We start from the raw sequence: 13,988 nt of genomic DNA, 5'->3' as shown, positions 1-13,988 counted from the left end.
TTTCCGGTGAAATCGAATGATTGAATTCAAGTGGGACCATCTGCAATTGTGTTCGGCGGACGCCGAGGCGACCGCCGCATGGTTTGCGCGCTGTCTGAACGCCGAGATCGTGCGGCGCCCGGGGCGAGTGGATTTGCGAATCGGCGGCATCAACCTGTTCATCACACCGGTGACGGACGCGCCGATCGCGCGGCCGGCTCACGGCGAGCGCAAGCAGGGCATCGATCATTTCGGGGTGACCGTGGATGATCTCGATGCCGCGTTCGCGCATCTGCTGGATTGCGACGCGGAAATCGTCGAGCCCGTCAAACAGGTTCGGCCCGGTGTAAGAGCATGCTTCGTGCGATCGCCGGGTGACATCCTCGTCGAAATACTGGAGCGGCGGCCCGCGGAGATGACTTTTACCTGAAAAGACGTCAGTATTGAAGCTGAGTCGGATCGCGCCCGCTTGCGAGGCGCGATCCGCATCGTGACTGCCACGCTTTCCGTCCCACCGCATCACCGCGCTTGCCACCCCATGCAAAACTGGATCACTCTGACTGAAGCGGCTCGACAACTCGGAGTGCGCCCGCAGACCATCTATGCCTACGTCAGTCGCGGCACGATCGCCGTCATGCCGGATCCGCACGACCCGCGCAAGAGTCTCTATCGTGCCGAGGACGTCGCCGGCTTGTGCCGCAAGAAGCAGGTGGGGCGCAAGCGCGAGGCGCTCGCCGCCGGGACGATATTCGGCGCGGAGCCCTGCATTTACAGCAGCATCACCGCCTTTTCGAAAGGGCGGCCGTATTACCGGGGACGGGACACCATCCGGCTTGCGGAAACGGCGACGCTCGAGGACGTGGCCGCCATTCTCTGGAATGCACGTGCGTCCGTTTCCTTCGACAGCGGGGATTTGCCGCTGCAGGGTGACGAACGCGGCAGGCAATGCGCGTTCACATCGCTGGCCGCGCTCGCGGCCAGCGGGCACTCGACCCTCGGACGCACCGACAGCGCACTGCATGTCGAGGCCGGCCGGCTCGTGGCGCTCATTGCGCAAGCGTTCGGCGCGCAATGTGACACGACTGCGCGACTGACGCATGAACGGCTCGCGCTCGGTTGGGGCCAGGACCGCGACGGTGCCGAACTCATCCGCAGGGCCATGATTCTCGTGGCCGACCATGAGATGACGAGTTCGGCGTTCGCCGCCCGGATTACCGCTTCCACCGGTGCATCGTTGCCAGGGTGCCTGCTCACGGGACTCGCGACGGTCTCCGGGCCGCTGCATGGCGATGCGTCAGGGCGCGTGCGGGCGGTATTCGACGACGTCGGAAGACTCGGTGCGGATCAGGTCGTTGCCCATCATTTGCAGTCGGCTATTCCAATTCCGGGGTTCGGGCATCACCTGTATCCGGACGGCGATCCGCGGGCGAGCGCATTGCTCGAAGTACTGGGTCCGCCGCGGGAGATCACGTCGTTCATCGACAAGGTGGTGGCGTTGACCGGGCTCAAGCCGAATATCGACGTTGCGCTGGCTACGTTGGCGGCGCAGTTGAAGTTGCCGCGCGATGCGTCGTTCGCGCTGTTTGCAACGGCACGCAGTGTGGGGCTGCTTGCGCATTCTATCGAGCAGTTGCGGGTGGGCAAGGTAATACGGCCGCGAGGTCGTTATACCGGGCGCGCGTTGGAGGACATGGACTCCGCGCTACCGGCGGAAGATCGCGGGAGTGCGCTTGATCCGGCTACCTTGGACAGGAATCGGGTGTTTAAGGTGGTTGAGCGTTGAAGGGCGGCTGAGCTGGGCTCACGCTTGGCATCAATCACCACGTTCATCTTCTGGAGTGTGACGTGCACCACCGTATGTCAGCGGTCTAACAGACTGTATCCGCAAAGTTCATCGGCAAGTGTTTGAGCGCAAGTGAATGTATGCCCGTAAAGCCCGGGTCGACGTGCACCGGTCACGTTGACTGCCAGGTCGTCGATGAAAAGAGCTTCGGCTGGCGTTACCCCAAACACCTCAAGGCATCCGTGAAACACGTGCACAGATGGCTTCGCTGCCCTGAACGACGCCGATGCAAACACGTTGGCCCCGAAGAGTTCGGCGATTTCGGGGCACAAGAAAGAAATGTGTGTCGATACGAGTTGCGGATTGTTAGTCAGCACGGCGATACGGCATCGGGCTGAGATCTCCGCTGCCAAGGCCAGCACCGAAAGGTTGGCGGACATTGATTCGTGGCGTGCGCACGCGATGTAAAGGAATAGCGTCCCAACATCCCGACAAACGAATCGCACGATCACGTCAACTGGAGAAGATCCATGTCAAGTCCCTGGACGGGATGTTGCCTTTGCGGCACCGTGCAGTACGAAGCGCGGGGCGCCTCACTCGCGCAGCTCATCTGTCATTGCCGGGATTGTCAGCGCGCTTCAGGCTCGGCCGGCTTGCCTGTTGTCGTAGTGAAAGCCGCGGACTTTTCATTCAAAGGAGAAATCAAGGCTTATACGATGATCGGCGGCAGCGGGATGCCAACAACGCGCAATTCCTGCGCACATTGTGGCAGCCTGCTATTTGGCACGCCGCATCACGCACCGGAAATCGTGACCATCTATGCCGGAACGCTTGATGATCCCTCGCGGTTCAAGGCCGAATTCGTTCAATTCACGTCTGAACGCCATCAACTGGACGGCAACCAAGCGGAGATTCCCCAGCATTTGGGAAGGGTGCCCTTGCTGACACAATCAAAGATGCAAGCTCTCCACAAACAGACGCTCGAGCGATTCGCCGCTGATTGCATCGGCTAAGGTTGCCGCGGTTCATTTCCCTGATGCTTCACGTCATGGTGGCCGTGGTAGAGTCGAATAGCTTTCTTTGTCGCGTAGCCTCGATGTCGGCCACGCATCAAATCTGAATCCGTCGATCCGTCAGATCGTCAACAAGGCATGGGAGGCGCCGCCGCGGCGCAAAGCGTGAACATGCAGATTCCAGCGATCGTTCCAGCCCAAACCGCTTTAGTGGTCATGCATTATCAGACCGACATTCTCGAGTTATTTCCATCGGTCGCGCCCACGTTGATAGCCAATACGCGCAAGCTATGTGATGCTGCGCGGACCAAAGGTGTCAGCGTCTATTTCGCCAGGATCCACTTTAGCCCGGGCTATCCGGAAGTCAGTCCGTTGAACAGGAACGGGCAGGGGATCAAGCAACTGGGTCTATTCATCGACGACCAGATCTCGCCGGAACTCGCCCCGCAGGCCACCGAACCGGTCATCATCGCGCATCGTGCGAGCGTGTTCTTTGGCACCGATCTGCAGGTTCGGCTGTCCGCGCAAGGTATAGATACGCTGCTCATGGTGGGCATAGCGTCGACCGGTGTCGTGCTCTCGTCGGTTGCGTACGCGAGCGATGCGGACTTCCGCCTGTTCACGGTCAAGGATTGCTGCTACGACCCGGATCAGATCGTGCACGAGCATCTTTTTTCTACGGCGTTCGATTCGCGCACGACAGTACTCTCGCTCGCGGATGCCTTGTTGCTCCTTGGCTAGCGTAGCGATTCGGTGACGGCACCCAAAGCCTCGCCAAAGCGTCGCAATCTACTGCTGCGCAGTACAGACGAAAACAAGATCATATGAAGCGAGGCTGTCGGGCGTTATATCGCCCGCTTCACTCGCGAGCGTAATCGCGCGATCAAGCGAATCCCAATCGAGCGCTTCGATCAGGAGCAGACCCGCGAATTGTCCTTCTGAACTTCGGCGCATGGACTTTTCCTGTGTGGCAATCGACGTCGCCTCGTTCTTCACGGCCATTATCTGGACATTCGCAATCCAATCGCTACTTGCCAACGTGTTTACCAGTTCCTGTCCTTGATCGGCGCGCAGTGAATCCGGCAGAGCGCCCTCGAAGCGAGCGATCGCAACTCGGCTACCGTGTCCGGCGGGGTTGCCGCCTTGCGCGGGAATGGCGCCTCCCCCCGACGGAACTTCTCCAGTGTCGGCATGATTCGTCGTGTCCACGGAGTCGGATCGTTCAGTCATTCGAGGTAGCCAGAGTTCGACATTACGTCGGCATTGTCGAGTTCGTAGAGCATCACATACTCCGACGGGCTGCTGCCGCGTCGTTTCAGGACCCGGCCGGATTGAAAGCCAAGTACGCTCACACGTTCGAAAACGTGTTCCCGTGTGAGCCAATGGATGTAGTCGGTTTCAGATTCGGGGGCGATCGTGCTCCAGATCGCGAGCAGTCCGGTTGCTTCGTTGGTCATCTGCTTTTTCGCTGGTTGCTTCTCGGAAGAGGGAGGCTGTGCGTTACGCCGTTCAGGGAAATGCGCGCGAGGCGCATTTCCCGCAGGAGGATCAGTAGGTGGCCGGCCGCGAGACAGGCTCATGTTCGCCCGCAATCTCAGCCGCTGAATCAAGACGATTCATGTCGATGCCTGCGGTTTCGGGTCCGATTGCGATCATGCAGAACGACAGAATATTGAGCGCCGCGACCAGTGCGACGAGTGCCCAGGGCGAGCCGTTGCCCAGATGCAGCAGCCACGTAGCAACGACTGGAATCGGGCCGCCCGCGAACAGGCTCGCGCTAGTGAAAGCAAGCGCCGAACCGGAATAGCGGACATTGGTCGGAAACACTTCGGCAAAAGCGACCGGTTGAATCCCCGTCTGGACCTGGGTGAAACCCATGAAGAGACCCATGGCAATGGCCATCGGCACGAAGCTCCGTGTGGCGAGCACCTGAAAATAGAACATCATGATCACGAACGTCGCGGCCGACGCGAGCAACAAGGCGCGCTTGCGGCCGATCCGGTCGCTGAGCAAACCGCCGCCGATCGAACCCACGATAGCGCATGCATTGGCGATCATCAGCAACATGAAGCCGTACTCAGCGTAGCTGCGCTGACCGCCCGGCTATCTGTACGTGGCGGTAGGTTGTGTCGCGCTGTTCTCTGCTGTCCTGGCTGTCGCGATTCTTGCTGCCAGGCGACGGGCGGGGATAGGTCACTTTTCAGATGGCAAAGAATGCCGTTCTGATGCACGGTAAATATCAGGAATTGTCATTTCAAGTCGCTTTGCATGATCGGTGGCCAATATTCAGCTTCTGAATGATCTCATTACTAAGCATGACTAATTTCATAATGGGGAAAGTCTGTCGGAAAAGTGACCTCTACGGAGCGATGATGCATCGCGCGTCATCGATATTTCATGAATCAAGCGAGTAAATTCGATTGGACGTGTCCTGTTTTCCGAAGTGTGGTGAATACACCTCGAATCTGACAATTGTTGACTAACTGCCCGTCGCGGGTGGGTTAATTTCCCAGCGACCAAGTAAGTTGTGCATTGAAAGAGTGAACAAGAACATTTTCAGGCTGGTGTTCAGCCGACTCCGGGGCATGCTGGTTGCCGTCGCAGAAACCGCTACTGCAATTGGGAAGGCAGATTCGGGTGAGACCAACGGTCACCACTCAGCACGGCGCATTTCATTATTCTCAATGCGGCACGCGGCGTTTGCCGCGCTGATGCTGTTTGGCGCGATTCCTTCCCTGGTTGATGCACAGGTCACGGCGGCGGGCGCGCATGCGCCGACCGTCACCCAGACTGCGAACGGCATTGCCCAAGTGAACATCAATCGCCCAAGCGGGGCTGGCGTATCCCGGAACACCTATTCTCAGTTCGATGTGCCGAAGGCCGGTGTGATCCTGAACAACTCGCCGACGATCGTGCAGACGCAGCAGGCGGGCATGGTGAACGGCAATGCAAATCTGCTGCCAGGACAGTCGGCGCGGATCATTCTTAACCAGGTTAACAGCAATTCGCCCAGCCAGCTACGCGGCTTTCTGGAGGTGGCAGGAAGCAAGGCCGAAGTGGTCGTGGCGAACGCCTCTGGCATTGTGATTGACGGTGGCGGCTTTATTAATACCACCAGAGGGATTTTGACCACAGGCTCGCCGATCCTTGACGCCAGCGGCAACCTGACTGGCTTTAACGTGGCCGGTGGCAATATTACCGTGCAGGGTGCTGGCCTGAACGCGGGCAATATCGATCAGGTGGATTTAATCGCCCGCGCCGTGCAGGCGAATGCGGCCATTTACGCCAACAATCTGAACGTGATCACGGGCGCAAATCAGGTCAGTCACGATACGCTCGCGGCCACCCCTATTGCGAGCGATGGCGCCGCGCCGGGCGTGTCCATCGATGTGAGCCAGCTTGGCGGAATGTACGCGAATCGCATCGTTCTGGCGTCGAACGAATACGGCGTTGGTGTCTCGAATGCGGGCGTCATCGCCGCCCAGGCCGGAGACCTGACGCTCACCACGCAAGGCAAACTGGTACTCACTGGCAAGACGTCTGCGAGCGGCAACATGGCCGTGTCGGCGACGGGCGGCATTGATAATAGTGGCACGACGTACGCGCAGCAGAATACCACCCTCACCACGTCTGGCGCGCTGTCGAACTCCGGCAAACTGGCCGCCCAACAGGACCTTGCCGTGACAGCGGGAAGCGTCGCTTCGACGGGCCTGCTCGGCGCAGGTATCAACAGCGACGACACACTCGGCAGCAGCGGCAATCTGAGCGTTACCGCCGCAGGCACGCTGTCCGCGACCGGACAGACAATCGCGGCGAGCCAGCTCACGCTTAACGGCGTGGCGCTGGAACTCGCAGGCAGTGAACTGTCTGCGGGCTCCTCAGTCGGCCTCAGCGCCACGGGCGGCGACCTCGCACTGAAGGGCGCGACGGCGTCGGCGGGCGCGGGTTTCAATGCGACAGCAACCGGCACGCTCGATACGAGCGGCGCGACGCTCGGCAGCACGGCAGACATGCAACTCTCCGGTGCGCAGGTCACGAACACAGGCGGCAATGTGATTTCGGGCGGCACGCTGTCCGTACAGACGGCGGGTGCGCTCGATAACGCCCAAGGCGTGCTGGAGGCGGCCGGAAAGGAAACCATTCACGCCGGTTCGCTCGACAACACGGCCGGACGTATCACCTCGCTCAACGGCGACGGTCTGACGGTGAACACGACGGGGGCGCTGGTCAACGCATCGGGCACGACTGCGAGCGGTGCCCAGGGCGGCGTCATCGGCGGCAACGGCGACGTGAGCCTGACAGCGGATACGCTGACGAACAACGGCATGGCGTCCGCGCTCGGCAATGCCACGCTCGCCGCACAGACGATCCGTAACGATGGCGGCTCCCTGACGGCAGGCGGCTCGCTGCGTGCGCAGGCCACGGGTACGCTCTCCAACGTACACGGCCAGCTCTCGGCAACAGACACCACGGTTTCGGGCGCGTCCATTGACAACACCTCGGGCCAGATCGGCGGCGATCAGGTGAGCGTGTCGAGCGCAGGCGCGCTCATAAATCGCAGTGGCTCGATTACGCAGTCAGGCACGGCGGACCAGACGGTCAGCGCGGGCGGTGCGCTCGACAACACCAACGGCGCGATTGCCACTAACGCGCAGAACCTCACGATCAGTGGCCAGGCGCTCACGAATGACGGCGGCTCGATCCGGCACGCGGGCACCGGTACGCTTTCGGTGATGACACCGGGCACGGCGTCGAATGTTTCGGGCCAGATCGTGACGAACGGCGCACTTCAGGCCAGTGCGTCTGCGCTCGACAATACGGGCGGTACGCTTTCCGCACAACGGGCCGCGAGCGTGAGCGCCACGAGCGGCATCATCAACCGCAACGCTGGACAGATCTACGGCGCAGACGGCCTGACGGTATCCACGCAAGGCGCGCTGGATAACACGGCGGGCTCGGTACAGAGCGGCAGCAATCTGGTGGTCAACGCAGACGGCGCGATTGCAAACGTGGGCGGCGTGATTTCCGCGAACGGCGCGGATGGCACGCTCACCGTATCCGGTTCCAGTATCGACAACACCTCTGGCTCGATCACGAATGCAGGCACGGGTACAACGTCCGTCACCGCGGCTGATTCGATCACCAACACGGGCGGCGTACTCGGTGGTAACGGCGACCTGGGCCTAAGCGGCCAGTCGCTCGCCAACGGCGGCAACGGCCAGGTTGTGGCTGGTGGTGCCGCCAGCCTGAACGTCGCAAGCCGGATCGATAACGCGGGCGGCAGACTGTACGGCGGCACGGCGCTGACCGTGAACGAGCCGGGCGCGACGCTAGTCAACGACGGCGGCACCATCGAGGGCGGCCAGGATGTCACGCTCGCGGTGGCGTCCCTGTCGAACGCGGGCGGCGCCGTGCGCGCCAACCGCGATATCAGCGTGAGCGGCGCGTTTGCGGGCAGCGGCGAGATGACGGCGGGCCACGATCTTACGCTCGCGCTCGAAGGCGACTTCGCCAACGACGCGACGAGCGCCCTGCACGCGGACAACAATCTGACGCTCGGCGTGACGGGCACGTTCACCAACACCGCCGCACTCGGGGCGGTCAATGCACTGACGGTCAACGCGGACAACATCGTGAACGCGGCCGGGGCCGACATGAATTCGTCGGCCACCACCGTCAACGCGACGGGCGGTATTTCGAACGCGGGTGAAATCGAAGGCGATGCGGTCACGACGCGCAGCGCCGCGCTGTACAACACCGGCGCAATCATTGGCAACACGGTCTCGCTCAATGCAGGCGATGTGACCAACACGGGTGCGCAGGCGGTGATCGCGGGCGCGACGTTCGTTGGCATCTACGCGGTCAACTCGCTGACGAACGCGGAAGCCGCACTCATTTACAGCGGCGGCAACATGGAGCTGGCGCGCGACAGCGCGCGCGATTCCACGGGCCTGCTCGCGGACCAGACCGGCACGATCATCAACAGCTCGGCCACCATCGAGGCGGCGGGCAATATCGACGTGGCCGCCCACACGCTCACCAACGAGCGCACCAGCATCGTGACTGAAGCGGGCACGCCCGTTACGACCACGGGACCGACGCTGACGCTCTGGACGGCGGGTATTCCGATTGATGAACTCGGCACTTACCGCAGCCTGATTTACGAGCAATGGAATTTCACCCTCGCGGAGGCTTTTGGCGGTGCGGCAATCGGCTTTCTGAAGAAGCCGCTGGTGGTGACATTGCCCGCGTCGCAGGTGACGGGCGTGGACGCCACCAGCCAGACGTTCTCGCTCACCACGCCGCTGACGGACACGTACAGGCTGTGCCTTAGCACCTACTGTGCTTCGCCCGACAAATATACCCGCACCATTACCAATAACGCGGTCCAGTATTACCAGAGCCTGACGCAGAACAGCGACGGCACCGTGACGGTCACTTTCTATCCGGACTTCGATCCCACGAAGAACATCGCACCGGATAACGTGACCATCCGCACCGACCTCGGTTCTGACAGTCACGACTATGTTGAAACGAGCCGCACGGTCACGACGACCACGACGACCGACCAGCTTGTGAGCGCCACGCCCGCCGCCCTGATCCAGTCACAGGGCACGATGACGGTCAACGCGGACGGCGGCAGCATCAACAATGTCTCGTCGACGATGGCCGCTGGTGGCGACCTGGTGCGCCGCGCGACGGGTGGCTCGGTGAACGACACCGGCACGCTGCTCCGGCAGACGGGCTCGGAAACTGACGTTTCAGACTTCTACTGGCACCAGAAGACCGGCGACAGCGATGATACGCAGAATGGCATCAACGATGCCACGGTGCCGCTACCGTCCACCACGGTTGCTTCGCTCCCCGCGATTGCAACGGCCAACCAGACCGTCCAGACCGACGCACAGGACATCACCATCGGGTCGGTGAATCGCGTGGGCCAGACAGTGACCGGCGCGGGCGTATCCGGGGGCGACGCAACCGGTACGCAACTGGGCAGCGCCAGTGCCTCGGGCAACCGTCCGCAGACGTTGGGGAGCGCGGGCGACGGCATCCCCGGCCTGACGCTGCCCACGAATGCGCTGTACACGTATCACCCGGCACCGGGCGCATCCTGGCTGGTGGTCACAGACCCGCGCTTCACGAATTACTCGAAGTTCATTTCGAGCGACTACATGCTGGGCGCGCTGGGACTGAATCCGCAGATGGTGGAGAAGCGCCTCGGCGATGGTCTTTACGAGGAACAGCTCGTGATGAACCAGGTCACGCAACTGACCGGTCGCACCTTCCTGGGTCCTTATACCGACAACCTGGACGAGTACACCGCGCTGATGAATAACGGCGTGGCCTATGCGCAGGCATTCAACCTGAGCGTTGGCATCGGGCTGAGTGATGCGCAGATGGCGCAGCTCACCACCGACATGGTGTGGCTGGTGAACCAGACAGTGACGCTGCCCGATGGGACGCAGCAGACGGTGCTGGTGCCGAAACTCTATCTGGCACAGTCCAATACCGTTGACCTTCAGGACAGCGGCGCGCTGGTGGCGGGTAACAGTGTGAACCTGAACGCCAGCAGTGACGTGGCCAATAGCGGGCACGTGGCGGGCGATGTGGCGACCACCGTCATCGGCAACAGCGTGGTCAATCGCGGCGTCATTGGTAGCGGCGGTGCGACGACTGTCGCAGCGGTGCAGGACGTGACCAATATCGGCGGGCGCATTGGCGGCGTCGATACGGTGGTCAGCGCAGGGCGCGATATCGTCGACCAGAGTACGACCGCGCAGGCGACGGTCAGTACCAGCACGCCCGGCTTCTACTCGAACGCGAGCGGGATGGCGGTTGAGTCGGTCGGCACGATTTCCGCGAGCAATAGCGCGACGCTGGCAGCGGGCCGCGATGTTGATATCAACGGAGCCGCGATCCAGAGCGGCGGCGATACGACGATTGGCGCAGGCCGCGATATCAACGTGGGCACCACAACGCTGACCGCCACGCAGGACGTGGGCACCACGGACGGCCTGAACGGCGGGCACGCCACGGCGACGCATAACGTGGGCAGCACGATCACGACCGGCGGCAACCTCGCCACCGTTTCTGCTGGCAACACGACCCTCACCGATGCGAAGGTCCAGGCAGGCGGCGACGCCACACTGGTTGCGGGCGGCGACCTGACAGTGACAGCGGCGAAGGATACGGCCACCTATAACGGCCAGTCGATGGGCGGCGATCTCTCCCACCACAAGGACTCCACGTACGACGAGACCGCCCAGGGCAGCAGCATCAATGCGGGCGGTAACGCGACACTCGCGGCGGGTCAGACTGGTACGGGTAATCTCGCTGTCCTCGGCTCGTCGGTCACGACTGGCGGCGTCAACGGGGCAGCGGGCGGCGCAGTCACCCTGCAATCGACGGGTGACACGACGATCGGCGCGGTGACGGAAACGCACGACGCGGATCACTGGTCGCAGACGAACCATTCGAATGCGCTGTCGAGCAACAAGGTTACCGACACATCGACCTCGCATCAGGTGGCGTCGGTCGGCTCTGTCGTCTCGGGCGACACCGTGGCGGCGAGCGCGACGCATGATGTGAACATCAACGGCTCAACCGTTGCCGCGACGAACGACCTGACGCTATCGGCAGGCCACGACCTCAATATCACGACGACGCAGGACACCAGCCAGAGCAGCACCACGCACGAAGTGCAGGCGTCCGGTTTTGGCGCAATGAGTGGCGGCGGTGCGAGTATCAACTACGGCACGCGTGAAGAAAACGACACCACGCACGACAGCAGCGTCACGAACAACGGCAGTCTGGTAGGCAGCACGAACGGCAGCGTAACAATGAGCGCCGGTCAGGACCTGCATATCACGGGCAGCGAAGTAATCGCAGCACAAAACGTAACCGGCAAGGCGGCCAACGTCATCATCGATGCGGCCACCAACACCTCGCATCACGACGATTCGCAGGAGATGAAACAGAGCGGGTTCACGCTCGGGTTGTCGGGCAGCGTTGGAGACGCGATCAACAGCGCGGTGAATCAGGCGGAGGCTGCGAGCAACGGGGCGGGCGATTCGCGCGCAACAGCCCTGCACGCGTTTGCAGCAGCGGGCAACTCGGCGATTGCAGTAGCAGGCATGACAGGCGGGGCACTGGCAGGAAAGAATCCAAGCATTGGCGTGCAACTGAGCTTCGGAACGAACCAGAGCAAAAGCAACGCCAGCGAAGACCAGACTTCGCACATCGGCTCGACGGTGCAGGCAGGCGGTACGACCACCTTTGTGGCGACGGGAGACGGCACGGCAGGCTCGGGCAATATCACGGTGGCAGGTTCGAACGTCAGCGCGAACGATGTGCTGCTCGCGGCAAAAAACCAGGTCAATCTCGTCAATACGACTGACACGGATTCGACGCGCAGTTCCAACTCGTCATCGAGTGCGAGCGTGGGCGTGTCGTACGGCACGCAGGGCTTCGGCGTCTCGGCGTCGATGTCTAACGCGCACGGCGACGCGAACAGCGACGCCGCCATGCAGAACAACACGCATGTCGCAGGCGCGAACAGCGTGTCGATTGTGTCGGGCGGTGACACGAACATCATCGGTTCGGACGTAAGCGGCAACACGGTGACGGCCAGCGTGGGCGGCAACCTGAGTGTCGCGAGTGTGCAGGATACGACCGTCAGCACCGCACACCAGAGCAGCGTCAGCGGCGGCTTCAGCATTAGCCAGGGCGGTGGCAGCGCGAGCTTCAGCGCGCAGAACGGCCACGCCGATTCGAACTATGCGCAGGTTAAGGAACAGGCCGGCATCCTCGCGGGCACTGGTGGATTCAAGGTTAGCGTACTGGGTAACACCGACCTCAAAGGGGCGGTGATTGCCAGCGATGCCGACGCATCGAAGAACAGCCTGACGACCGGCACGCTGACCTTCAACAACATCGAAAACGAATCGCACTACAGCGCGACGAGCAACGGGTTCAGCGGGGGCGCAGGCGTCGGCTCGACAGGCAAGGCATCGGGACCGGGCTCGGTCGGCGGCTCGGGCGGTATCGTGCCGATGATCTCGCAGAATGAAAACGTCGACGAAAGCGCGACGACGCGCAGTGCGATTGGTGCGGGCACGATCAACATTACAGATGGCGCGAAGCAGACGCAGGACGTGGCGGACCTGAGCCGGAACACGACCGATACCAACGGAACGGTGTCGAAGACGCCGGATGTGAATGCACTGCTCTCGCAGCAGGCCGATCTGATGAATGCGGCGCAGGCGGCGGGTCAGGTGGTCGCGCAGGGCGTCGGCGCGTATGCAGACATGAAGCGTGATGAGGCGTTAGCAGCAGGTGATAAGGCTACGGCTGATTCATGGGATGAGGGTGGGGCGAATCGGGTTGCACTGCACGTAGTGGGCGGAGCGCTGATTGGCGGCCTCGGTGGCGGCAGCGCGTTCGGGGCTATCGGTGGCGCGGCTGGCGCAGGCCTTTCCTCTGCGATGGCCGGTGGACTGGATAGCATCTCCAAGGGTGTTGAATCGGCAACGGGCTCGGAGTTGCTCGGCAACATTTCTGCCAACATTGTTGCGGGGATTGGTGGCGCGCTGGTCGGAGGGACGGCGGGCGCGGCAACCGGCTCAGCAGTTCAACTGTACAACCAAGGTAACGACAAGCGTAAGAGTCTGGTCTCGCAGGTTTGTCCGGCAGGCGCGCAGTGTAGCGATGCAACGTTGAGCGCGGCAATTCAGGCTCAAACTGACTTGAATAGCACGGCCCAAGACAATGTGAGGGATGTAGGTATCGCTGGCTCGGTAGCTGCGGCTGGTGTTGGGGCGGCGATTCTCGGTCCCGAAGCGCTTGCCGCCTACAAGGCCGCCCAGACCGGGTACTCGCTGGTAACCGCCGCCTTGACCGGTGCCACATCTTCAGCGGCTATTTATACGTTTATTACGGCAGTGGGCGCGGGAACCAGCAGCGGCTTAAATCCAAGTGCTTTTGCAAACGAGTTTTCTAATAGATTTTCGCTGGAAGGTCTGGCCGTAACGGCTGCATATGGTGCAGCGAGTAGCATGTTCGGGACGCAAATGTACAATTGGGCTAGCGTTCCCAACAGTCTGAAAAATATCACTACTGCGCCGGGGATTGTGACAAGACTTAACTCGCTGGCCTTAGGACAGACACTCGGTCGTGCAGTCAAAAGTCCGGCTTCGAACCATTCCAACTGA

8 protein-coding genes and 1 pseudogene are annotated in these 13,988 nt (G+C 61.7%); 5 read left to right on the top strand and 4 right to left on the bottom strand.

Translation table 11 applies throughout. From position 1 onward, the window contains the following. Positions 1–16: 16 nt before the first annotated feature. Positions 17–409: a VOC family protein gene (locus tag ACZ9H4_RS00895; protein ID WP_476118033.1), complete on the top strand. Its 393-nt coding sequence runs from the start codon at positions 17–19 to the stop codon at positions 407–409. A 108-nt stretch (positions 410–517) separates the two neighbouring features. Continuing rightward, positions 518–1,762, top strand: a complete 1,245-nt coding sequence (locus ACZ9H4_RS00890) for a citrate/2-methylcitrate synthase (protein WP_476118269.1) — start codon at positions 518–520, stop codon at positions 1,760–1,762. A gap of 77 nt (positions 1,763–1,839) precedes the next feature. On the opposite strand, the gene ACZ9H4_RS00885 is transcribed toward ACZ9H4_RS00890, so the two are convergent. Then, positions 1,840–2,202: an HAD-IA family hydrolase gene (locus ACZ9H4_RS00885; RefSeq protein WP_476118032.1), complete on the bottom strand. Its 363-nt coding sequence runs from the start codon at positions 2,200–2,202 to the stop codon at positions 1,840–1,842. Positions 2,203–2,292: 90 nt separating this feature from the next. On the opposite strand from ACZ9H4_RS00885, the gene ACZ9H4_RS00880 reads away from it, so the two are divergent. Beyond that, on the top strand, positions 2,293–2,775 hold the full coding sequence (locus tag ACZ9H4_RS00880) for a GFA family protein (RefSeq protein ID WP_476118031.1): 483 nt from the start codon (positions 2,293–2,295) through the stop codon (positions 2,773–2,775). Positions 2,776–2,913: 138 nt separating this feature from the next. Further along, positions 2,914–3,516, top strand: coding sequence for a cysteine hydrolase family protein (locus tag ACZ9H4_RS00875; protein WP_408152006.1), 603 nt, complete (start codon positions 2,914–2,916; stop codon positions 3,514–3,516). A 48-nt stretch (positions 3,517–3,564) separates the two neighbouring features. On the opposite strand, the gene ACZ9H4_RS00870 is transcribed toward ACZ9H4_RS00875, so the two are convergent. From ACZ9H4_RS00870 to ACZ9H4_RS00860, 3 genes and pseudogenes are all read right to left on the bottom strand, one after another. Then, positions 3,565–3,984, bottom strand: coding sequence for a hypothetical protein (locus ACZ9H4_RS00870; protein ID WP_476118030.1), 420 nt, complete (start codon positions 3,982–3,984; stop codon positions 3,565–3,567). A 17-nt stretch (positions 3,985–4,001) separates the two neighbouring features. Continuing rightward, positions 4,002–4,232: a hypothetical protein gene (locus ACZ9H4_RS00865; protein WP_476118029.1), complete on the bottom strand. Its 231-nt coding sequence runs from the start codon at positions 4,230–4,232 to the stop codon at positions 4,002–4,004. Positions 4,233–4,323: 91 nt separating this feature from the next. Next, a pseudogene (locus ACZ9H4_RS00860) lies at positions 4,324–4,851 on the bottom strand (MFS transporter); the annotation flags it as partial. A 464-nt stretch (positions 4,852–5,315) separates the two neighbouring features. Between ACZ9H4_RS00860 and ACZ9H4_RS00855 the strand changes: the two are divergent. Next, the gene (locus ACZ9H4_RS00855; protein ID WP_476118028.1) at positions 5,316–13,988 is read left to right on the top strand and encodes a hemagglutinin repeat-containing protein; all 8,673 of its coding nucleotides are present in this window, start codon (positions 5,316–5,318) and stop codon (positions 13,986–13,988) included.

The sequence above is a fragment of the Paraburkholderia sp. TE9906 genome (assembly GCF_056279605.1).
Note: the sequence above shows the minus strand (reverse complement) of the source record. Positions and strands in the feature narration are given on the sequence as shown.